The organism is Methylobacter sp. (genome assembly GCF_004322395.1).
In the GTDB taxonomy this organism is placed as follows: Bacteria; Pseudomonadota; Gammaproteobacteria; order Methylococcales; family Methylomonadaceae; genus Methylobacter_A.
In genome coordinates this window covers 1-22,629 of sequence record NZ_SCTW01000046.1, presented here as the reverse complement: position 1 = coordinate 22,629, position 22,629 = coordinate 1, and the positions used below count along the sequence as shown (strand labels likewise).

General features: G+C 46.8%; 23 protein-coding genes and 1 tRNA gene. 7 read left to right on the top strand and 17 right to left on the bottom strand.

The annotated features are described in order from the left end of the window. The 3 genes from EPO18_RS06745 to EPO18_RS06735 all read left to right on the top strand — a co-directional run. Positions 1–220, top strand: a 220-nt coding sequence (locus EPO18_RS06745; protein ID WP_292432346.1) for a hypothetical protein, incomplete at its 5' end; no start/stop codon positions are given. 6 nt (positions 221–226) lie between these two features. Next, complete coding sequence (locus EPO18_RS06740; protein WP_292432342.1) at positions 227–1,846, top strand: tetratricopeptide repeat-containing response regulator; 1,620 nt, start codon at positions 227–229, stop codon at positions 1,844–1,846. Between the two features lie 12 nt (positions 1,847–1,858). Then, positions 1,859–2,545, top strand: a complete 687-nt coding sequence (locus tag EPO18_RS06735; protein WP_292432339.1) for a sensor histidine kinase — start codon at positions 1,859–1,861, stop codon at positions 2,543–2,545. A gap of 144 nt (positions 2,546–2,689) precedes the next feature. On the opposite strand, the gene EPO18_RS06730 is transcribed toward EPO18_RS06735, so the two are convergent. From EPO18_RS06730 to recQ, 4 genes are all read right to left on the bottom strand, one after another. After that, positions 2,690–3,358 (bottom strand): TIGR04282 family arsenosugar biosynthesis glycosyltransferase, encoded by a 669-nt coding sequence (locus tag EPO18_RS06730; RefSeq protein ID WP_363331482.1) that lies wholly within the window; start codon positions 3,356–3,358, stop codon positions 2,690–2,692. A gap of 92 nt (positions 3,359–3,450) precedes the next feature. After that, a complete protein-coding gene (locus EPO18_RS06725) occupies positions 3,451–4,242 on the bottom strand; it encodes a sterol desaturase family protein (protein WP_292432336.1) in 792 nt (263 codons plus the stop codon). Further along, positions 4,230–4,916 (bottom strand): TIGR04283 family arsenosugar biosynthesis glycosyltransferase, encoded by a 687-nt coding sequence (locus tag EPO18_RS06720; RefSeq protein ID WP_292432333.1) that lies wholly within the window; start codon positions 4,914–4,916, stop codon positions 4,230–4,232. The genes EPO18_RS06725 and EPO18_RS06720 overlap by 13 nt, the downstream gene beginning before the upstream one ends. A 94-nt stretch (positions 4,917–5,010) precedes the next feature. Continuing rightward, entirely contained in the window at positions 5,011–7,158 is a 2,148-nt protein-coding gene (gene recQ / locus EPO18_RS06715; protein WP_292432331.1) for a DNA helicase RecQ, read from the bottom strand. A gap of 630 nt (positions 7,159–7,788) precedes the next feature. Here recQ and EPO18_RS06710 point away from each other — a divergent pair. Beyond that, on the top strand, positions 7,789–8,316 hold the full coding sequence (locus EPO18_RS06710) for a DUF2799 domain-containing protein (RefSeq protein WP_292432328.1): 528 nt from the start codon (positions 7,789–7,791) through the stop codon (positions 8,314–8,316). 1,637 nt (positions 8,317–9,953) lie between these two features. Here the strand turns inward: EPO18_RS06710 and EPO18_RS06705 are convergent. From EPO18_RS06705 to EPO18_RS06695, 3 genes are all read right to left on the bottom strand, one after another. After that, positions 9,954–10,154 (bottom strand): hypothetical protein, encoded by a 201-nt coding sequence (locus EPO18_RS06705; RefSeq protein WP_292432326.1) that lies wholly within the window; start codon positions 10,152–10,154, stop codon positions 9,954–9,956. Positions 10,155–10,504: 350 nt separating this feature from the next. Further along, positions 10,505–10,675, bottom strand: a complete 171-nt coding sequence (locus tag EPO18_RS06700) for a helix-turn-helix domain-containing protein (RefSeq protein WP_292432323.1) — start codon at positions 10,673–10,675, stop codon at positions 10,505–10,507. Positions 10,676–11,576: 901 nt separating this feature from the next. Then, the gene (locus tag EPO18_RS06695; RefSeq protein ID WP_292432319.1) at positions 11,577–14,828 is read right to left on the bottom strand and encodes an SNF2-related protein; all 3,252 of its coding nucleotides are present in this window, start codon (positions 14,826–14,828) and stop codon (positions 11,577–11,579) included. A gap of 147 nt (positions 14,829–14,975) precedes the next feature. On the opposite strand from EPO18_RS06695, the gene EPO18_RS06690 reads away from it, so the two are divergent. From EPO18_RS06690 to EPO18_RS06680, 3 genes are all read left to right on the top strand, one after another. Continuing rightward, positions 14,976–15,512 (top strand): Slp family lipoprotein, encoded by a 537-nt coding sequence (locus EPO18_RS06690; RefSeq protein ID WP_292432316.1) that lies wholly within the window; start codon positions 14,976–14,978, stop codon positions 15,510–15,512. Positions 15,513–15,614: 102 nt separating this feature from the next. After that, positions 15,615–15,701: transfer RNA gene (locus tag EPO18_RS06685), tRNA-Leu, on the top strand. Between the two features lie 805 nt (positions 15,702–16,506). After that, entirely contained in the window at positions 16,507–17,130 is a 624-nt protein-coding gene (locus tag EPO18_RS06680; RefSeq protein WP_292432313.1) for a hypothetical protein, read from the top strand. Between the two features lie 5 nt (positions 17,131–17,135). Here the strand turns inward: EPO18_RS06680 and EPO18_RS06675 are convergent, their stop codons facing one another. The 10 genes from EPO18_RS06675 to EPO18_RS06630 all read right to left on the bottom strand — a co-directional run bounded on the left by EPO18_RS06675 (position 17,136) and on the right by EPO18_RS06630 (position 22,472). Then, positions 17,136–17,486 (bottom strand): DMT family protein, encoded by a 351-nt coding sequence (locus EPO18_RS06675; RefSeq protein WP_292432310.1) that lies wholly within the window; start codon positions 17,484–17,486, stop codon positions 17,136–17,138. Between the two features lie 148 nt (positions 17,487–17,634). Next, positions 17,635–17,922 (bottom strand): addiction module antidote protein, encoded by a 288-nt coding sequence (locus EPO18_RS06670; RefSeq protein WP_292432307.1) that lies wholly within the window; start codon positions 17,920–17,922, stop codon positions 17,635–17,637. 6 nt (positions 17,923–17,928) lie between these two features. After that, positions 17,929–18,213, bottom strand: a complete 285-nt coding sequence (locus EPO18_RS06665) for a type II toxin-antitoxin system RelE/ParE family toxin (RefSeq protein WP_292432304.1) — start codon at positions 18,211–18,213, stop codon at positions 17,929–17,931. A 307-nt stretch (positions 18,214–18,520) separates the two neighbouring features. Further along, positions 18,521–18,808 carry a DUF2442 domain-containing protein gene (locus EPO18_RS06660; protein WP_292432301.1) on the bottom strand — a complete coding sequence of 96 codons (288 nt, stop codon included), beginning with the start codon at positions 18,806–18,808 and terminating at the stop codon, positions 18,521–18,523. A gap of 18 nt (positions 18,809–18,826) precedes the next feature. Beyond that, positions 18,827–19,009 carry a DUF4160 domain-containing protein gene (locus tag EPO18_RS06655; protein WP_292432297.1) on the bottom strand — a complete coding sequence of 61 codons (183 nt, stop codon included), beginning with the start codon at positions 19,007–19,009 and terminating at the stop codon, positions 18,827–18,829. A 180-nt stretch (positions 19,010–19,189) separates the two neighbouring features. Next, positions 19,190–20,257: a medium chain dehydrogenase/reductase family protein gene (locus EPO18_RS06650; RefSeq protein ID WP_292432294.1), complete on the bottom strand. Its 1,068-nt coding sequence runs from the start codon at positions 20,255–20,257 to the stop codon at positions 19,190–19,192. 112 nt (positions 20,258–20,369) lie between these two features. Then, on the bottom strand, positions 20,370–20,690 hold the full coding sequence (locus EPO18_RS06645) for a YrhB domain-containing protein (protein ID WP_292432292.1): 321 nt from the start codon (positions 20,688–20,690) through the stop codon (positions 20,370–20,372). 118 nt (positions 20,691–20,808) lie between these two features. Beyond that, positions 20,809–21,192 carry a hypothetical protein gene (locus EPO18_RS06640; RefSeq protein ID WP_292432289.1) on the bottom strand — a complete coding sequence of 128 codons (384 nt, stop codon included), beginning with the start codon at positions 21,190–21,192 and terminating at the stop codon, positions 20,809–20,811. Between the two features lie 109 nt (positions 21,193–21,301). Beyond that, complete coding sequence (locus tag EPO18_RS06635) at positions 21,302–21,943, bottom strand: hypothetical protein (RefSeq protein WP_292432286.1); 642 nt, start codon at positions 21,941–21,943, stop codon at positions 21,302–21,304. Between the two features lie 124 nt (positions 21,944–22,067). After that, the gene (locus tag EPO18_RS06630; protein WP_292432283.1) at positions 22,068–22,472 is read right to left on the bottom strand and encodes a hypothetical protein; all 405 of its coding nucleotides are present in this window, start codon (positions 22,470–22,472) and stop codon (positions 22,068–22,070) included. Positions 22,473–22,629 lie beyond the last annotated feature (157 nt).

Genomic DNA, 22,629 nt, shown 5'->3' with positions numbered 1-22,629 from the left:
AGAAAGTAACCAAAGAAAAGGCGACCCGGTTGCCGCTTGCTTCCTGCGCTCCTCGCTTTCGACGGGGGTTGCCAGAAGGGCCATCCTTGGCCCTCTGGCAACGCGCTGCATCCATGCAGCACCCCTGTGGGCTATTCCCGCCGAAAGCTCCGGTGCTCGGCGCGGCATACGGGAGCAATATCGTTTATGCGTAACATTAGATATTAAGGTAAAAAATTAATCTTTTATGACAGTAAACCTGACTTCAAAAAAAATATTAGTCGTTGAAGATCAAGCAAGTATGCTTGAAACCATTAAACATATACTGGGTTCATTGGGTGCACGCTTTATTGTTACAGAAGAATCCGGCATCAACGCACTTGCGGCAATGAGAATTAACAGGTTTGATATTGTGCTTTGCGATCACCTTCTGCTCGATGAAAAAACGGGTCAGCAAGTTCTGGAAGATGCCAGGCATCTTAAGTTATTGCCGGTTAGTTCCATCTTTATCATGGTCACTGGTGAGCATCGCTTGGAATTAGTACTTAGCGCTATCGATAACAAACCCGATGACTACCTGATTAAACCCTTTAGCTTAAAACAATTATCAAGCCGAATTGAGAAATGCCAGGCCCGCAAAGAATATTTAGCGAATATTGAAAATGAAATAGATAACGACAATCTCTATCAAGCCATTCATCATTGCGAAAGACTACTCCAGCAAGATAATAAAAAAATGCGCTTGCAAATATTAAAAATGCAGGCCGAACTGTCCATTAAAGTCGGCGATTTTAGGAGGGCCGAGCAGATTTATCAGGATATTCAGCACGAAAGAGAACTCCCTTGGGCCAAACTGGGATTGGGCGTTGTCGCTTTTTATCTTGGCGATTACGGACAAGCTATTAAGACTTTTCAAGAGCTTATCGAGCACCATCCGATGATGCTGGAAGCTTATGACTGGCTAGTAAAAACCCACGAAGCTATGGGCAACAATGAGCAAGCTTTATCTTCACTTGATTCGGCGGTTACACTTTCACCTAAGTCTATCTTAAGACAAAAAAAACTGGCCTGGCTGGCTGACAAAACCGAAAACCTCGATATTGCAAAAAAAGCTTATACAGCCACCATTAAACTGGGCAAAAACTCTATACACAGATCACCCAGCGACTATTCGGGTTTAGCCAATGTTTATTTAAAAAATAACTCCGTCGACGAAGCGGCGCAAATAGTGCGGGAGTTAAATCAGCAGTTTCAAAATGATCCGGAAGCAATGGTTAGGTCCGCCCTGTTAGAAACCGTGATTCATCAGACAAAAGGCAACAAAACACTGGCCTTGCAAGCACAAGCAAAAGCATTTCAACTCAATGAGCTGTTTAACAAACAGATTTCCAAAGAAATACGAATGGAAATGGCAAAGACGTCTTATTTAAACGGCAACAGTGAAACCGGCGATGAAATTCTCAATGATTTAATTAAAACCCATTTTGATGATAAGCTTTTTATCAAAAAAATCGTAACAATGTGCGACGGTTTTATCGGCGAAAATTATGCAAAAAAGCTGATCCAGGACATAAAAAAAGACTTGGTCAATATCAATAATAAAGGCGTCAGCCTGTTCCATGAAGGAAATATTCAGGAGGCTATCGCGCTTTTTGAAGAAGCTATTTTAATAACGCCTGATAATCACAGCATTATTTTAAATCTGATAAAAACGCTTATCTATGATCTGAAGAGTTCTAAACCCGACCAAGAAAAAATCATGCGCGCCCAGTCCTACATTAATAAAGCCATTCAATTACGCATTCCTCACAACAAAGTTAGTGTAATTCAAACAGAACTGAACGCTATTCTCGACACAGCCAACTAAGAAACCGCCAAAATGTCCAATACTCCCATGCATTCAATCGATTTTTCCGCTCTTCTGGCGTCTTCCGTTCATGATCTCAAGAATTCATTACACGCCCTTAGGGAGCTCATCGCTCAGCTTGAGAACTTCTTCCAAGAGCAAAAACCTACCGAATTAAAACAATTAAATTTTGAAGCCAATCGCATGAACAATAATCTCATGCAGTTGCTGACGCTTTATAAAATTGGTATATCACAGTGCACTCCGACTATTGATGAGCATTACGCCGCTGATATATTGGAAGACGTTGTCGACCAGCATTCAACCCTATTAACCTTAGGCAACGTTGAACTTATCACCCAATGCGATAGTGACCTGGTTTGTTATTGCGACAGCGTCATGATCAGCAATGCCCTCTGTACGCTGGTCAATAATGCGCACCGCTATTGTTTCAGCAAAATTTTGCTTTCTGCCAGCCAAGAAGACGATTATGTGGTTTTTTGCATTGAAGATGATGGCAAGGGTTTCCCGGAGAACCTTATGTCGTCCGATTGCAAACAATTCCCTCAGATTGACCTAAGTACCGGTAACACAGGACTAGGATTGTTTTTCACCAAAACAATTGCGCGATTACATGTCCAAGCTGACAAACAGGGTTTTATTGAAACCGATAATAATAGTCAGTTTGGCGGAGCCAGATTTAAACTTTATCTGCCTTAACTGATATAGATGTTAGAGGCGAATATAAAATAAATAGAAAATTTCTCAGCCTGCAAAGCCTCCAGCGGTTCCCATCAAGTAGTTTTCATTTGTTGAGACTAATCCGGCAGCAATAATCCAGCCGTGTCGGGTAACGTCTGATTCTTAGCCGAGTGGAAGCGCCCGATACCTTTCCAAATCTTCCGGCGTATCCAAATCCCACTGTTCACTTAGTTCGTAATGGCGAAGTTTATAATGTTCGATACGGTTGCGGGTTTGGCCGAGCACTTGCGCCGTTCCCCAAGGCATGTTGTCAAAGAGTTCCGGGTGGGGCCGGTTGAGTCCAATCAACACATAGCCGCCATCTTCCGCGGGAGCTAACACGACTTCATGTTCCTGAGTTAAGGCGTTTAGCGTTTGTTCGAGATCCTGTTCGGTTAATGACGGGCAATCGCAGCCCATTAATACGGCGTGAGAATAGGTGACAAGCGCCGAGCAAAAAGCGTGGTGCATGCGTTCGCCTAAATCGCTTCCTTGCTGTTGCTTTAGAACTAACGGATAGGCGGTTTTCGATGCCGCAAAAAAACTATGGTCGGTTGTTGGTGTACACCAAAGCTGTACGGGGCATAAATTGCTTAGTGTCGCCCTTTGCAGCGTTTTCATGCTGAGTTCGATATGAAGTTCAGTTGCTTGGTCGGCGGTTAATTCCGGGATTAACCGGGTTTTAACTTGGCCGGGAACCGGAGCTTTGCAGAAAATCATTAGGACGGAATTGGGGTGTTTGTAAGTCATGATTGATGGGGTGTGGGCGGTTGACGGATCATTTTTACGCATAGGTATTTAAATAACGCGTCATCCCGGCAGGGAATGCCGGGATGACGTTTTTCTGGTTTGGGCGGTATCTCTATCTATGGGGGCGGCCGTAATCACCGTTTCCGCAACGCCTTAAACGGCAACAGCAATAACTGCATAAAGCCTAATTCATGAAGCTCACGAAAAGGCTTTAAACCAATAGCCATAGTCGTTTGAGACTGCTGCGGTTCGGCAATGTAAGTTCTGCACAGTTTGTCCCACCAGGAAATGGAAAAGCCGTAATTGCTGTCTGTTTCTGTCGGAATGGTTGAGTGATGGATGCGGTGCATGTCCGGGGTAATAATTAGCCAACGCAGTTTTTTATCTAGCGCCAGCGGGATGTTGATGTTGCTGTGGTTAAAAGTCGCCGCACCGTTCAGGATAATCTCAAAAGCAATGACTGCCCACGGGTTTGCGCCGATTAAAACAATGCACAGCACTTTGTACAGCATCGAAATCATGATCTCCAGCGGATGAAAGCGCACTGCGGTAGTGGCGTCGAATTCCAGATCGGTATGATGCACCTGATGTAAACGCCAAAGCAGCGGCCATTTATGCGAAACGATGTGTTGGCAGTAAATGGCAAAATCGAGAAATAATAAAGTCACAATAATCGACAGCCATTTTGGGGCGGCCAGCCAGTTTAATAGGCCGTAACCTTGGTCTATCGCGGTTACGGCGCTCAAGTAGGCAATGCCGCCTAGACTTAAGCGCATGATCGCGATATTGAATGCGGCGAGGCCCAAGTTAACCGGCCAGCGCTGCTTGCGGCTGATATGCTGGATTCTTCTGGGGCTGACATATTCCCAGCCAACCATGATGCAGAAAATGCCTAATGCTGCGGATAAACGGATTATGGTTTCCAAAACTGCCCCCGGGAATAAAGTACGGCCAATAGCTGCGGTTCAGCGCCAAAAAAGTAACGCAGGCGTAAACTCCACATTAGCAGTATAGTCCTGTATATGCCATAGCGCTCCCATCTTCGGCCGGAGCTGGTGACTTTGGCACTGATGCAAACCGGCGGGCTGATTTTTTTTAGAGCCTTGCTCAAGGCGATGTCTTCCATCAGGGCGATTTCGGGATATTGCCCGACTGCTTCAAACGCTTCTTTGCTGACAAAAATCACCTGATCGCCGGTGGCTATGCCGGTCAGGCGGGAGCGCCGGTTCATCATCCAGGCGATGATTTTCAACATGAAATGATCGCCGCTTAATTGAATGTCGAAGCGTCCCCATTGTTTATTGATACCGATGCGCTGTTCGATCAGTTGCAAGGCGTTTTCGGGCAGAGAGGTGTCAGCATGGAGGAATATTAATATGTCGCCATTTGCATGGGTTGCGCCGATGTTCATTTGCCGGGCACGGCCTTTTGCCGAGTTTATGATTTTGTCGGCCAAATGGGCATATGGATAATCAGACGATGCGCTTCCGGCATCGACTATGATGATTTCACAGTTGTTGCGCAAAGGCTGCAACGGTAGCAGGCACAAGGCGATGGTTTTTTCTTCATTTAAGGTTGGGATGATGATCGAGAATTTCATTAGACGAGAACCATATCGATATGCAGACCTTCCAGGTTTTCAAAACTTGGAAGGTCTAACTCGCAACGTTCTGAACAGGCGGGAGGAACTGTAATTATCCCGATTGACGCTGCAAAGCCGCCCTGATGCACCGCAAAACTCCATAATTGTATTGCCCGCTGAATAACTCATAAACCGGCTTAAGCGCGTTCCGTTGGTCTTCGGGCAGGTTGATAATCGCTTCTTCTATCAGCTTGATTTCCTGCTCAGGTAGTTCAACCACATCGGCTAGCACCAGCATCCCTTTTTCCAGAGACTGGGCTAAATGTCCGTAAACGGTAGTCTCTTGCAGCTCTCGTTGTTGGGCAATCTGCTTTACATTGTAACCCAGCCGGAACAAGGCTACCGACTCGGCCATCGTGTCCGACAGGCCAATCGGTCCGTTGTTAAGATCGGCAAACTCCTTAATTACTGCCAGGAATTCATCCGCATAAAGCTCCAACTTGCGCTCGCCGACCCCGGACAGCAAACTCATCTGCTGGCGGTTGGTCGGCTTGGCTTCCAGCATTGCCATCAAGGTTGCATCATGAAAAATAACATAAGGCGGTACATCCTGGGCATCGGCAAGCATTTTACGCTTGGCGCGCAACGCATTCCACAGCAAGGTATCGCCGGCTTTGGCAAATTCCCTGCTCGTCTTCTTGCTGCCGCTTCGATCGCGCTCAGGTTTCGCAGGTTGCAAATCCTTACGCAACATCAATTGCTGTTCGCCGCGCAAAATAGGCCGGCAGGACTCGGTCAGTTGCAATGCGCCAAAGTGATCGAAATTGACGGCAACCAGACCTCGGGCGACCAGTTGCCTGAACACTGAATGCCATTGTTGCTCTTCAATATCCGTGCCGATGCCGAAAGTCGACAGCTTGTCATGAGCAGCTTTAAGAATCCGTTCGGTAGCCTTGCCGCGCAACACATCGATCAAATAGCCGACGCCGTAACGCTGCTGGGTGCGGTGGATGCAGGACAATGCTTTTTGTGCAGCCAGCGTCCCGTCCCATGTCTTGACCGGCTCCAGACAGGTGTCGCAGTTGCCGCAGGGCTGCTCAAGACGGTCGCCGAAATAACTCAATAAGGCCTGCCGACGGCAATGAACCTGCTCGCACAAAGCCAGCATCGCATCGAGTTTGTGGTACTCAATGCGCTTGTGCGCTTCATCGGCGTTGGAGTCCTGAAGCATTTTCCGCAACGTGATTACATCCTGCAAACCGTAAGCCATCCAAGCGTTGGCAGGCAAACCGTCGCGCCCGCCCCGGCCGGTTTCCTGGTAATAGGCCTCAACGCTTTTGGGCAAATCCAGGTGCGCGACAAAACGGACATTAGGTTTGTCGATGCCCATGCCGAACGCGATGGTCGCCACAATCACCAAACCATCTTCCATTAAAAACTGGTGTTGGTGTTTGGCGCGCAAACCGGCATCCATTCCGGCATGATAGGGCAGGGCGTTGATGCCTTTAGTCCTGAGCCATTCAGCGGTCGCATCGACTTTTTTGCGCGACAGGCAATAGACAATCCCCGAATCACCGGCGTGTTCGGCGCGGATAAAATCAATCAACTGTTCACGGGAGTTTTGTTTTTGCACGATCTGGTAACGGATGTTAGGACGGTCGAAGCCGCTAAGATAGAGCTTCGCTTGTTCTAGCCCCAGGCGCAGTTTGATTTCTTCGCGGGTTTTGTCGTCAGCGGTCGCGGTCAGCGCGATGCGGGGAATGTCGGGGAAGCGCTCATGCAGCAGGGAAAGCTGGAGATAATCCACCCGAAAATCATGTCCCCATTGGGAAACGCAGTGGGCCTCGTCAATCGCAAACAGCGCAATCTTGATGCGTTCGAATAGCGCGCCGGTACGGTCGGAGGTCAAACGTTCCGGGGCGATGTACAGCAAATCCAGCTCGCCGTTGAGCAACTGCTGCTCGGTTTTTCGGGATTGTTCAAGGGATAAGGTGGAATTCAAAAAAGCGGCTTTGACGCCTAATTGCAGCAAGGCGTTGACCTGGTCCTGCATTAACGCGATCAATGGGGAAATCACAATGCCGACACCGGGCCTGATCAAAGACGGGATCTGATAACACAACGATTTACCGCCGCCGGTCGGCATTAAAACCAACGCATCCTGGCCGGCTATCAGTTGTTCGATGACGTCCTGTTGTTGGCCTCTAAATTTATCATAGCCGAAAACGGTCTTGAGGATTTCGATGGGTTTGTTATTCATGAACCTTTTTGTGATCAACCTATATCCGTCGCATATCAACATTCAGCACTTCTGTTCCCTCTCCTGCTGGAGAGGGTGAGGAGGTATTAAAAACCCAATGATGTGCAATACTATATGGCATTATGCCGCACAATGCGGTTAGCGCCTACTGTGCCGTACGGGTTAGGGGATTTAATCTTTGATCTTCAGTAAAAATGCGGGTAATGCTAGTTTCTTCAATAGTACCAATACGCTGCTTCTTGCGCGGCAGTCGCGACAAAATCGCTGACGCTACAGCCTTGAAGCTTTGTGAGCACGTTTGCCAACAGCTAAAATAGCTCCAAAGTACTTATCATTCCTGCAAAATCGCAATTAAGATACAATGCCGCCTATCCCCAAACGCGCAAAGCTGCAAACTAGCGTGGAAGATTTGCCAGCGTTACCATAAAAGATCGTCTACACTTTCCAGCTGGAAATTACTACTCTACTGTTTTTATTTAATGAATTTATTTTCTTTAGCTAGAAAAACCAGTGCCGACGATTGGAAAAAACTAAAAGCTGTTTTGCAAGCTGAGCAACTCGTCGTCGAACTAAACCATGAAAACTGAGGAAGGGAGAAGTCAATTGCATCGTTTAGCAGGATTTCTTTGTGTGATTTTTCTATCAGGTTGCGCAACCTTGAGCCAGGAAGACTGTCGTCGTGGCGATTGGTTTGGACTGGGTATTCGTGATGGACTCGCCGGTGAAACCAGCAGCCGACTGTCAGATCACGTAAAAGCCTGTTATGAATATGGCATTGCAATAAACAATGAGGCGTATTTTGCCGGTCGCGAACAAGGATTGCACGATTACTGCCGAATTGATAATGCCTTCAGCGTAGGATTGAACGGGCATCAGTACCAGCATGTCTGCCCGCCATCCATAGATGGCTTATTTGGGCGCTATCATTCAGCTGCCTTTGCCATCTACGAACACCGCGCTGAACTGGACAGGCTTGATCAAGAAATCTCCGGCAAAGAAAGCAGTTTGCACGACAAAAAATTAAGCGATAAGGACCGCGAGTGGATTCGTTCCGGTCTGCGGGACTTGGATCGCCGATACCATTATCTTCGCGATGATCTTTACTACCACGAACGACAGCTTGATGATTTGCGCCGCGAAGCCCAGTCTTATCGTTGAAGATGTTAAATATTTGCTTACAATAGCCTCACTGAGGCATTCAGTAAACAGTTGCCGTTTCCGACAACTCCTTTTTCCTGGGTACTTGCCTTTGCGTTTCTGCATCGTCAAGGAAATTGCTAAGGATTCTAAAACAACTTAAACAATATTATCTGTGTCAATTCTTTGCACTACTTGATAAATAAATCGAGCCTGACGTCCAATTACATTTCAGTTATCGGCCGAGGGTGTGTCAAAACGCATAACCGCATTTGCCTGAAGTGAAAATTATTCCACTAAGCAACTTCAAACGGGCACTTTTTTAATGCTTGTCTCCATAGTGATCGGTAATTTGCTCAATAATTGGCATGACCAAACCACTGAATTTTCGATTTCTGCCTTTTGACACACTCTGGGCCTAAAACGGGCAGTCGCCCCTTCTTCATCAAATGTCCGTCCAAGAGGAGAGTTTTTATTAAAAAAAATGCCCGAAGAAACTTCTAAGGGCATTGTGGCAAGCCGACTTAGGGGGAGTCGCCATGCATGAGGACTTTAAGAAGAATTCAAAATTATGAGGATAAACCTTGAATTCGAGAAATATTGTTTCTCACTTTAAAACATTAGTAAATCCGTCCGACTACTTACTAGCCAAGATATCGGACTCCGAAGTTCCTCGGAATTATCTGGGCTACAAATCCCGGCCAGTGATTAACGAGCTCTTTTCTGCATAGGTATTCGTACATATCCCAAAATGATCAGTTAACTTTTATCCTGTTCCGCTTACCATTTGGGACTAAACGGCTGCAATTAGTAGGCTCAATCATGAATAGTTACAAATACCATATTCATCATAATGAAGTTCAATGTATAGGGAACGACATTATCAAACCTGAATTAACCAATTCTCAGCTTAATATCGAGTACGAAAGCATTGACACCGAATTGCATCTTTACGCACTCTCGAAGAATTTCGAATTATTGTGTAACACACAACAGGATGAGAAGGGTGGTGTTATAGTCGATTTTAGGAATTTCAGGTCAAGTGAGGAGGCTGACACATTTGTCAAACAATTTCCGGAATGGTTAAAGACGAGGATTGATACCAGTTTTTGTCCAATCATTCAGAGAGAGGAATCGTTGGCGTGATGCGTGCAAAAGAGCAGGGAATATTTGCCAATTTAGCCGGAAAAGAGCGTCAAAATTTGCCGATCACTAATTGCTATCTCTCTGTTTTTAATGCATAAGCACTTTGTATGGATTGGAATAGTAGCGCTTAATAGCGAAAAAATCGGAAACTATTTTACAAAGTAGTTATCGGATCTATGTTTGGGCGGGTAAATGAAGCAGTTACCTTGCAAGTAGGCAGGTTAGCTGGCTTGGGTATGGTAAAGATGAAAGATACTTCCGGCAATGTTTAGCTAATGCGTGTTCAATAGACCCTATATTAAGCTACATACCAGATTTTTTTTAACGGCTTAGTGCTGAATTTGAATAAATATTAAGTGGATCGCATAAAGTTCGTTGGTTACTGCTGTCTAATAAATCAATAGCTTGTGCTGTGCTAACAGCGCAAACGGACTTCTCGCTGGGCCCTTACCGATAGAGGGATCAACATAAAGTAACAACCCCCCCGTTATGAAGATAACGGGGGGATTATTTTATTTACCTACTTCACTAGTGACGTTGCTGGTTTTTCTCTTTTCTATATTCTTGAAGGTTTCACTTTGCAACTGCTGTACCGCACCACTTTGCAAATGCTTAGTTTCGTCCCTTTTCAGCAGAACAACTAAAACAATAATAGCAGCAATAGCAACACCAGCGATCAACCATGTGTTGTCTTTTTCTTGTTCTTCAGCCATTTTAAAATCCTCGTAGTTAATTTAATTCTATTTTGTTCCCTTTCCTCAAAGGGGGCGCTTGACTGGACAAAGTGATATGCAGATCTGCAATTGGCCGAAAATGTTCATACATTATCAGGTCAAAAATTGCTAATCTATCACCCCGCCCATAGATCAACAATACATATTCAGAATTGAATACACAATATGTAATGATACCTATATTTACTAACTCAAAAAATCAGCGGCTTTTATATGCATGTAAACAATTTGTAAAGTTTACCGACCTTTCACTGACTATCCGGTTTTTAGCCGATACCTGACAGTCGATGCTGTTGTCAGGCACTAGCCTTCAATAACAAACAACACAATCAGACCGCCTTAAGATTAAAAAATACCGCAGGATTAATATTCAAACGCTTAGCTAATTTATTGATATGGTCTTTGGTGAGATTTCTTTTTCCATTGAGTATCATGGACACCAGCGATTTTGAGTCGATCTCTTCTTTCAGGTCGGATACGGTTAAATTATGCTGATTCACTGATGTTACGCAGTTAATCGAATTTAGACTGCATTAATATTTTTATTATTAGGGTGTCGCTAACGCGACGGTTTTTTTTGAATCGGGTTCTCGCACCCGAAGGCGAGATACTTTTCTTTGCTTCGCCAAAGAAAAGTATCCAAAAGAAAGGCGACCCGGTTGCCGCTTGAATCACTCGGCACATCCTTGTGCCTCGCCCTTCGGGTGCGATGCATGCAAATCGGCTATCCTGCCGATTTGTCCTGCGCTCCTCGCTTTCGACTGGGGTTGCCAGAAGGGCCACCTTGGCCCTCTGGCAACGCGCTGCATCCATGCAGCACCCCCTTTCGGGCTATTCCCGCCGAAAGCTCCGGTGCTCAGCGCGGCAAACGGGAGAGATACGGTCTATGCGTAACATCAGTGATTCATTAATACTCTCAGCACTGATATTTTCTGGCTTAAACTATCTGCTTCACGGGCAAAGCTGACTAAAGCCTCTTGGCGCACTCATATTTTTCAATCGCTCCGCTAAAATCTCTATTAAGTCGATCAACGGATCGTCAGTCCTGTAGGCTGGAATAAGTCGGTTTGAGCGATAGAGAAAATCGGCGTTGCCTACATGGACAGATATTTGCTCCTGCAATATCTGCATTCACCACATCCATGTGGATTATGTAGGTAAGGGGCGTGAGCACGACTGCATGGATGCAGGAGGTAGAGCAACGCAGGGAGCAGTTGCCGAGGAGCGGAAGCTTTTCCGGCAACACAACGTCGAATTCGCCGGAAACTGTTTGCACATCAAAATTTAGTTTTTAAACTCTCCTCAACCCTCTCGGCAATTGCTCCTGCATCGCCTAAAGCGCCTACTGTTGGTGCCCTACTATCTACATCCATGTAGGCATTCAGAGGAGAGAGAGAAGCTTTACAACGGCTCAAACAAAGCCGTCAAATCCTCCGCCGTCAGCTTCATGGATTCTTCTTTCCCGCCGCCCTTATAAATCCCTTCAGCCAATGCGCGCTTTTTTTCCTGCATCGCAATAATCTTTTCCTCGACCGTATTTTCAGTAATCAGCTTATAAATGAACACCGGCTTGTCCTGGCCGATGCGATGAGCCCGGTCTGCGGCCTGGCTTTCTGCGGCGGGGTTCCACCATGGATCGTATATGATCACGGTATCGGCTTCGGTCAGGTTTAAACCGACCCCTCCGGCTTTCAGGCTGATCAGGAAGACGTTCACTTCACCGCTTTTAAAGCGTTCTATGGGTTCGTCGCGGTTGCGGGTTTGGCCGGTCAGTTTGGCGTAGCCTATCTTTCTGGCGTTCAATTCATTCTCAATCAGCGCAATCATGCGGGTGAATTGCGAGAACACTAGAATCCGGCGGCCTTCTTCCAGCTGCTCAGGCAATAGTTCCATCAGCAGGTCGAGCTTGGCGGACTCCTGCACTTTTTGCGCTTCCTTTAGCGACAGGGTACGCGGGTCACAGCAGGTCTGGCGCAGTTTAAGCAAAGCGTCCAGGATTGTGATATGGCTGCGCGACAGGCCTTTTTGGGCTATCGCATCGCGGACTTTTTTCTCCATGGTCAGGCGGATGCTTTCGTATAAAGCGGCTTGTTTATCATACAGCGGCACGGAACGGATAATCTCGGTTTTAGCCGGCAGTTCGGTGGCGACTTCATGCTTGGTGCGGCGCAGCATGAACGGCGCAACCCGGCGCGACAATCTTGTTCTTTGTTCGCTATCGCCATATATTTCAATCGGGGTGCGGTAGCGTTTTTTGAATGTGGCGATATCGCCCAGAAAGCCCGGCATCAGGAAATCGAATTGCGCCCAGAGTTCGCCCAAATGGTTTTCCATCGGAGTACCGGTCAGGCACAGCCGGTGATTGGCTTTGATGCGGCGCACCAATTGCGCGGCTTTGGATAGCGGGTTTTTAACGGTTTGGGCTTCGTCCAAAATTAGGTAATGGTACTCGTGCTCAAGCAGTGTTTCCTCGTCTCGGGACAACAACGGGTAGGTGGTCAGGATCAGGTCGTAGTCCCTGATTTTATAAAACAGCTGTTTGCGTTCGGTGCCTTGCAAGATCAGGATTTTCAAGTCAGGTGTGAAGCGTTCGGTTTCCCGTCGCCAGTTGCTCATCAGGCTGGTCGGCGCGATGATCAGGCTGGGCAGCCTCATTCGGCCGCCTTGTTTTTCGAGCAACAAGTGGGCGAGCGTCTGTATGGTTTTGCCGAGGCCCATATCGTCGGCGAGTATGCCTGAGAATTTATATTCCCGTAAAAATTGCAGCCAGTTGAGTCCATGTTTCTGATAATGCCGCAGCTCTGCCTGCAAGTTGGCAGGCAGGGCGGCATCTTCAATGCCGGTAAAGTTCTTTAGTTTTTGCCCCAGTTCCCGCAACTCTTTTCCGCCGTTGATAGAGAATATGCCGTGGTTTTGTTCTTCCAAGTCAGCCAACATGGCGGCGTTAAAACGGGACATTTTTAATGAGCCGTCCTTGCCCATCGTGCTGCTGTTAAACAGCTCTATCAACACATCCAGAAACGGTTTGATTTTGTCGCTGGGCAAGCTTAAGTAGTTGTGCTCGCCGAGGGGGATGCTGAGCATTTCAGGGAGGTTTTCCAGGTCGTAGTTTTCCAGCACCGGCATAATCAACGGCAGCAAGGGCAAGGGCTGGCCGTTTATTTCGATATTAAAGCTCATTTCAAACCAATCCTGCTGGCTTTCGCTGATTTGCGCGTCCCAGTTCTGGGCGGTTTGGAAATTAAGCAGAAAACTGTCATCTATGTCGATAATCCAGCCGTCCTGTTCCAAGTCTAGCAGGACGTTTTGTAAAAAGTCTCCCCACCGCGTGGCGCTATCCATTACGGTTTTTGCCGGACTGAATAAAAGCAGCTCCTGTACGCCGGTTTCTATCGAAGGAGCGGGGGCAAAGCCAAGGTCAGTCAGGCGATGTACCGCCAGTTGTTCGGTTTCTATATCGCGTTTAATCCGTAGTAGTCCTTGCTCAGTTTTTACCACGCTGTAGTCTTCCGGGGGGATCGCTGAGATTGTCCATTCGCCATAATTGAAACTTACTGCCATAAAATGGATGTATTGTTGGGGTGTCGACTGATGACCGAACAACAAAAGCTTGGGTGTAGGCGTCAGCTGATCGGTTTCGATTAATTCGACTTTTTTGGGGGCAGGCAGCGGCAAGCTCGGGTGCTCAATAATCAGGCGTTGACTGAATTCATCGGCATATTCGGTTGGAATCAGCGGGGCAGCCAAGATATTTTTAAGTTGATCGATTGACAGATTGTGAGTGTCGATCACACCTACCAAACCCAAAGCGGCGTCCAGGTATTGTGGCGGGTCGGTTAGCAGTAAAATTGCCGGAGGATCGATTTCGACAACTAATTGATAATCGCCGTTAGGGGCTGTTCGCCAGTTGAATTTCAAATCGCGGCCGGTTCCTCTTGTTAACGCAGCTTGCTCGACATCTTGCCAGAACAGCCGGCCTGTTTTTAGTAATTTGGATAAAGCCAAATAACCGGTAGCGCCGGCAATCAAGGGTTCGTCTTTAAAAGCGGGATTCAGTACAGTCAGCAGTTTGGCAATTTCCTGGTCTTCCGGTTGCACATAGTTGAGATAGGAATAGCTGTAGCGGAGATTGTTTAAGGTTGTTCTTCTGCCTTTAGCCAACCCTCCGGTCTTCTTTGCTTTGGTGATTAAAAGCTCAATAGTGAATTCGTGTTTCGCATTGCCGGGCTTAAGGATATAAGCGATAAAATCCTGGTGGACATCGTGTTGCCCCGGCGCTTGCGTATAAAGGCTGTCGAGCCAATCCAGACAGTTGGGTTTTATATCCGATGCGGGAAGACCGGGCTTGGTGTTTTGATACATCAGGCAAACAGCGGCAACATGCTTGCAGTTATAGCCGACAGGGCAAGTGCAGTCGCCTTCTATTTCTGCCGAGCTATAGTCCGGTCTCCAGACGATGCGAATATTTTGCCGGTACGGATCTTTATGGCTGCCTTTAACGGCGGCATTGATCTGCACAAACAAAGCGCCTTCGCTTGCGATAGTAAGATTAATCACTGTGCCTCTTTCAAAATAGCTGCGTCCCCGCTCGTAAAAAGCGTCGCCACATTCATAGCGAATATCGGAACGAAGCAGTTTTTTTTGTTTATTCATAGAGGCCTAGCGAACAGTTGAAGAGGGCGCTTATTGTACTGTAATCTGGCGCAGTTGTTAGGAATAGGTATCTTCAACAGTAGTCTTAGCTCCCGTTTTCTGATTAAGTATGAAATCTAGAAATATGTAAATGTCAGGAGAAAAGATATGAAACGGTATCTATTAACTATCTGTTTATTGTTGAATGCTTGTTCAAGTTTGCCGACTGCAATAAAAAATCCCCCTCTGAATGACATTTCCTATGTTCAGGCAATTCAAAGTATTGGCAGCTATAAAAATGCGCCGGTGCGTTGGGGCGGCATTATCATTGATGTGGAAAACGAACAAAATTTCAGCTTGGTGCAAGTGTTATATTATCCCCTCGACAGCGATGGTAGGCCTCGGATTAATAAATCGAATGAAGGACGATTCCTTTTTAAAAGCCCTGGGTTTCTTGATCCGGCTGTTTACACCAAAAACACCGAAATCACTGTTGCAGGAACGCTTATAGGTGATGCCGAACGTATGGTAGGCAATAAAACTTTGCGCTTGCCATTAATTTCAGCTACAACCATTTACCGGTGGCCGATTTACATCTACGACTATTATTACGATAGTTTCGGCTATGGTTATGGTTATAATCCTTATTATGGCGGTTATCCTTATTATTGGGGAAATTACTATTGGCCTCGTTATCGTTATTAAATGAAATGCTGCATTTAAGCTAGATCGCGACCTTTTTTTGGGGATAGACCTAGTTTATTTTTTTTGTTGCTATATAATACGCGGCTTACCAAAGTTATCGATGCCTCGGTGGCGAAATTGGTAGACGCAAGGGACTTAAAATCCCTCGTTCGAAAGGACGTGCCGGTTCGACTCCGGCCCGAGGCACCATATATTAAGGGCTTAGGCGATGCCAAGTCCTTTTTTATTGCCTTTCGTTTTTTATGAGACGTTGGTGGTGCAGCTCAAAACAAAAAAGCCGCAACAAACCATCTATGCAGAACTATTTCAGCAGCACAAAGGTTTTTCCTGCCGTTCGTCGTTATTTTCGGTTACTAAGCATCTAAAGCTCGCCGCCGCCTGTATCTGTAATAAGCCCGATCTGCCAATCTGTATTGCCTATCCATGCAATTTATTGAAAAGTCTGAGATGAGCTCAGCGTTTAAGATTTTTAGATAAAGAAGCCACGCTTCCATTGTTAATTTTCTAAACATCGTTTTATCCCTCAATCTAAGCCGAAAATGGCACAATTAAAACGCTTTAATTGAAATTCAATCTAAGCCCCATAAACCTGACGAACAGTCAGAACTGTATAAGTTAACTGTAGGATAGAGAGTTCAACTTTTTCAATCAATAAGTACAATCACCTAATTAGATGAACGCGAATTTGAGTTAAAGCAGTCACTTACAGTGAAGAATAAAGACGTCGGGGATAAAAAATTCCATTTGTAAGTCCGGTTATCCGCTGCAAAATTAAACTACGGTAGAATACCTACAGTATTGACTCGATGAGGATGGTTGGGGATCATAATATTTATAGGCTCAATAAAGAAACGGGATAAATATGGCGTTAACAACTTGCAAGGCATGTAGCCACCAAATTAGCGCAACAGCGGAAGATTGCCCTTATTGTGCAAGAGTGCCTCTTATTGTTAAGTGTGAGATAGCGGTTCTTATCGTACTTTTTGTGGCATTGATGATAATCGTTAGACATATTCCGCGAAGTTCTCCAATAAAACAGCCATCTGTCCAAGAGCAAGAAGCAGAGTCGACAGCTGAAGTATTATTTAACATTCCAAAACTCGCAGGAAAAACCGAAGCCGAAGTCGAGACGCTATTGGGCGAGTCCGTTTTCTGCGCCAAATCGGAGTCAGCGTTGAACTGCTCGTACCGGGAAAATGAAGTTGAAGTTGTATTCATAGACGGAAAAGCGGACTGGATTACTGTATACGGCGCATTTCGCAGCCCTTCTTATCATCAGAAGATTGAAGGAAAAACCAAAGCTGAGGCATTAAAGTTACTTGGCGATCCTGTTTATTGCGTTAAGGCAAAATCCGCCTTGCAGTGTGCATTTCGAGAGGGCGATGTCAGCGTTGAATTTATCGATGGAAAGGTCGATGGAATTGTCGTAAAAGGAGATTTGAGCAGGACGTCATACAGCAAAGATACGCTGGCAGTGCTTGGTCTTCCGGTAAAGGACGCAACATTTAGCAACAAGAATGTCATGCGCTGGGAGAATATTTCGGGACTCTTAAACGTAACTTTGCATTCGCAAGGTAACGCAGTGTCTCTTGTGACGGTAAAGGCTAAAACCAAGTAAGGCCGTTACGCAAACCGGCTTCGAAACATAAAGTACACTGCCCCAACAAGGCAAATGCCCGCCCACAAATAATCCAGTTTCAATGGTTCTTTCAAATACATTACCGAAAAAGGAACGAATATTGTAAGAGTAATAACCTCTTGCATTATTTTAAGCTGGCCAACACTCAGAACCGTAAAGCCTATCCTGTTCGCCGGAACCTGGAACAAATATTCCAGCAATGCAATTCCCCAGCTTATTATCGCGGCGATTAGCCATGGCTTGTTGTTGAGTTCTTTAAGATGAGCATACCATGCGAATGTCATAAAAACGTTGCTGCATAAAAGTAAAGCTATAGATATTAAGACTGGGGGCATACTAATTTTTCGTGTTGCGTAATTGTTGTTGATAACCGGCTTACTGCGGCATCAGGCGGTGGGTAAATTCGAGTGGACGGCATAGTGAAATATCATTAGGTCGGGCATAAAAAGTATGCCCAATATCTAGACCATTTCCCTAGGTCAGTTAAGTATGACGAATTTCAGCGTGTAGATTCACGCCCAGTGCTCGAACCACTTTCATCACCGTCTCGTAGCGAGGTTTAGCGCCAGGCGAGAGCGCCTTGTAAAGGCTTTCGCGGCCCAAGCCGGAATCCTTTGCCAATTGGGTCATGCCGCGAGCGCGCGCTACAGTCTTTACTGCAATTAGAAAAGCGTCGGGGTCGGGGTCTTCCAGTGCCGCAGTCAGATAGGCGGCAATGGTTTCTTCGTTGTCAAGGTAATCAGCAGCGTCGAATGTGGTGAAATTGGTCATATAGTATTAATCCTTCGGTAAAGCGTTCGCCATTTCTATGGCGCGCTTGATGTCACGTTTTTGGGTTGATTTGTCGCCGCCCAACAGCAACAGATAAATTACAGCGCCACGCCGGATGAAATATACCCGGTAACCGGGGCCGTAGTGAATCCGCATTTCGGAAACTCCTGCCCCCACCGGTTCGCAGTCGCCAAAGTTGCCTTTTGCAGCACGATCAAGGCGTAAAACAACAGGGTCTTTCAGGCCGACTAGCCAAGCATCGAATTCATCGGATTTCTGGAAGATATTCATGTTTGAAGTGTATTCGATCGGATACGAAAGTCAAGTAGAATGCAATGAAATGCAGAAATTTCAGTTGTGTAGGTTGGGCACCAGCAGTAGGCGCTTTACGACTGCATGGATTGCAGGAGGTAGAGCAACGCATGGAGCGGTTGCCGAGGCGACCGCTTTTCGTTGTCCAACATTTAGGTATCCAGAGGCGGGTAAACCCGAAATCAGTCGTTATATTGAAATGTCGTAATGTTGAGCATAAAAAGCATACTTGATTTACAGGACTTGAGAGAAGGCGGTCTTAAAGTTGTACCCTTTGACTGGCTTGTTAGGCCAAATAGCCCCACTGCTTAAATTGCTGCTGTAATTCCGGTTCGTTTTTAAATGCTTGGAAATAAATATATTCAGGTGCCAAATCAGCACCATTTGGCCAAACAATTGTATCCAGCTCTTCATCAACAACTAAGCTTGAAAACATGGACTTATTTTTTAAGGGTTCAAATATTGCTCCCTTCAAAGCATCGGTTAAATCGGCTATACCTGTTCGACCATCATTAAACGATAATTCCACTTTATAATCTTCCAAATATCTTGCATTGGTAACATGAAGAAACATTACTCTTACTCCAGAGGTTTAATCGTTTTTGGAACTTGATCTTTTTGACAAAGCTCCCGATTTTCTATGATGTAAGTCATACCATTCAAGAACATGATGTAACGCCCGCTTTGGAAATTTTCCTTCCACCACGCCTGCAAGGATATTGACCGTGATTTCATACTCACCGTATTTTGCATGAAAATGTGGTGGCGCATTCATCCCAATACATGGCGATGATTATTCCAAGAAACCGACTTATGATAGCCGTCAAAGCACTCCATTTTTCAGAAAGACTCAATTAATTTTGCCATAGTCAGTAAAATTTCATCGAGCTAATTTTTTGTATGCCAAGCGCTCTAAATCAGCGGCGGTGCGAAGCACTGTCCGTGCATGCCGTTGTTATGCCGCTCCCGATTCAAGCGAGGCCCCGTTGCACACGAGCACGATCTTGCCTGTCACGCCTCCCTTCCCGAGCAACTCGTGCGCGTGTCTTGCCTCGGCAAGAGTAAATCGCTGCGCGATTAGCGGCTTGATCTTTTTCTGTTGAAGGAGGTCAAACAGGGCGATCAAATCCTGTCGAAACAGTGCCGGTCTCATCCGTTTAAGCCACTGGATGCTGTAGGGGACCACTCGTTTCCGGCCCGGGAGAAGCCAGCCGCCAACAATGTACAACCCGAAAATGGCGAGTCTACGATAGCGATGACGACGACCTGAACGACCTGAAGCTAATCGCCCCTCACGTAGTGAAGAAGTAAGGCCATAGGCCACTACTCTCCCGTCAGGACGGAGAGCCTTGCGGGAACGCCATATATGGGTACTACCGATGCCGTCAAAGACAACGTCCACGCCCTCACTCGTGAGGCGGTGAATTTCTTTCACGAAGTCCTGATGCTGGTAATCAATCGGGATACCGCCCAGGTCGGAAACGGCCGACGCATCTCGCGATGAACAGGTACCGTACATCTCCAGCCCGGCGATGCGCCCAAGTTGCAATAGCGCCGAGCCAACCCCGCCTGCCGCGCCGTGAATCAACACGCGCTGGCCCGGTCTGACCTTGGCGGAACGATGCAGCATCTGGTACGCCGTGACGTAGTTCAACACGAGGCTGACCGCCTCGGCGGCGTCCAACCCAGATGGCACCGGAACCAATTCATTTTGCGGCAGGCAGACGAACTCCGCGTACGCACCGCTGATCGGCAGCGCGGCAATTATCTGGCCTGGTTCGATTCCAGAGGCACCGTTTCCGAGCCGATCCACCACGCCAATTAGATCCCACCCCGGTGTGAAGGGCAGTGGGGGCGTTTCGGGATGAATGCCCTCGCGCATCATTAGGTCGGGCAAGCCGACACCTGCGACCAGCACTCTCACCCGCACTTCACCATCCTTCGGCTCGGGGCACTCTTCTTCAACCATCCGAAGTGCATCGGGGCCGCCGTAGTGAGTGACTATGATGCGCGTGTGTTTCATAAACCTCTTCCTCCCTTGCCGGGTGCTCGAGCTTGTGCGGCGTAACGTGAAAATAACCGGGGCTGCGCAGCCTTATCGCGCAGCGTCCGGTTGATTGCAGGGTTAGAACCCACTACCACCGAGCGGCCTCTGGTTTCGCGAGCAGGCAAGCGGCTGGTAAAGACCGCTCGTACTCCGACAATCGCTGTTCCAATAGACCTCCCGTTCCAAGCACACGAATCTCCCCGTTGATTCGATCGACAATGAACGGTGCATTGCCGACGAGTGCCTCAGAGAATTTGCTCTTGTCGTGCAAGAAGGCGCTGCTCTGATAGTAGAAAATCCAACCGTACGGCTTGGCTTGAACGGCCTCGCGAACTATCTCTGCACAGCCGTCCGTCATGACGGCGACCCAGACTTCTGCGATTTGGCGAGCTTTCGAAAATGGCAGCATGGTTCTAACGTAAAGCTAAGGGGCGTGCCGTTCACGGACGGTGAACGAAGCCGCAAAGCTTGATAAATTACAATCCTGCAAAACCGCCACGAAACGGCACGTCCCTTTGAGCGCCGTGTTAGGCATTGGTCCGCGGCCCATGTATCACTCGCGCTATGACGGAACCGATGGCAGCACAAACAGCGGCGAAGATGAGAACAAAAACAATAGTGGTAGCGATGACAGCTGTTGTTGCTTGCTCTACCGGTAGGGCGCCGGGCCCAATTTGCCAAGAAATGTACCAACCCAGCGTGGCATCAACGACCTCTACTAGCAGAGCAGCTCCAACCGCACTAAAGAATCCTTGACGGCGGAACACAAGATACCCGATTGTGGCATAGATGAGAACCGAACCTACCGCGGCATCTTCGTAAGGGAAGCCGAAACCAACAGACACGAACGAAGCCACCGTATCAAATGCCAGCACAGCGAGAACCCCAAACCCCACTATTGTCCAGAACATAATCACCCTCCTTTCTGCTTAAAATGCCTAACGTAGAGCTAACCGGGCGCGGCTCGGAAAGCTGAAAAAATAAAACCGCATTATAACCGCGCTCCGGTTGAGCGCCATGTTAGGGATATTCGACATGTTCTGGTCTCATATGGAAAAACTCCCAACTAGGATTAAACTCCGTGAGCTTAATCAGTTTTCCCGTCGTGAAGTGCCCCGTTTTTTCTTTGTATCCTTTCTCGGACTTCTCCGAGTAGATGGCTATTCCTGTTAAATAATTGAAGCTTTCCTGGATGAATGGTTTCTTCTCTTCTATCGCTCCGAATTCCTTTGACTCCTGTCCGATCAGTACCAATTGTCCATCGCGCATTTTGAATTGGTACTCATCAGACCACCCACGGCCGCTAGTGAGTAGATAGAGTGACTGCTTTTGGATTCGGAGAAAAATAAAGATATTCGGATCGCGTGGGAGTTCGTGAGATAGCGCGAAAACCTTATATCCATCATTCGTCGTTCCGGTTAATACAGCGACTCTAATCTCAGAATCTTGTTCTTCGTATTTGTTGTATTGGGGGTCTCCTAAGAGTGTCACAACTTCAGCAATTCCGTCGCCGGTCAAATCACCTATTTCGATGTAGGTGGCATTTGGCACGTGGCGGGGAAAGGTCTTCGATAATGCATCGATGACTGGTTGCGGAATCTCATTATCTCCCAGGGCCTGCAGGGGAGCTAACAACGACAAGGCCAAAACAAGTGCTTTCATACGCCCCCTAACGTAAAGCTAAGGGGCGCGCCTTTCAAGGAAGACTGGCGAAGCCACCGAAGCCGAAAAAAACAACAAACCTTCAAAACCGCCACGGAAAGGCGCGTCCCGCTTGAGCGCAATGTTAGGCATTTTTACCTGCATGTTTGAAGCGCTGAATTTCAGATGCAATAAATAACGGCCCTAACAATAAAATAAAGGCCAAGGCATATAGCCAGCCAGAAATCTGGCTACCAATAAATAGTTTGTAAATTATAAATGGAAGAATAAATGTGCAGAACAAAACGAGCCATAATTTAAGGATTTTGTTTTCTTCGATAAACTTACCTAGCGATAAACCATTTACACCATAGCCTATTTGTTGCCCTATGTCTTGGCGACTTATTACATAAATGAAAATTGGACTGCCAATTAATATATTTAAGAGCTGCTTATTATCAGATGCACTGAGTGAAATACCAGTAAGTACACAAATCAAAAATGTTATTAAATACCAATTCCTTACTATCTTCTTTTGTGCTTCGGTCATATAACGCCTAACGTAAAGCTAACCGGGCGCGGCACGGAAAGCTGAAAAAACAAAACCGCATTATAACCGCGCTCCGGTTGAGCGCCATGTTAGGCCAGTCATTTGTTCCTCAGTAGATAAAGCCACCATATAAAAGAACCAAAGCTCAATGTCAGGC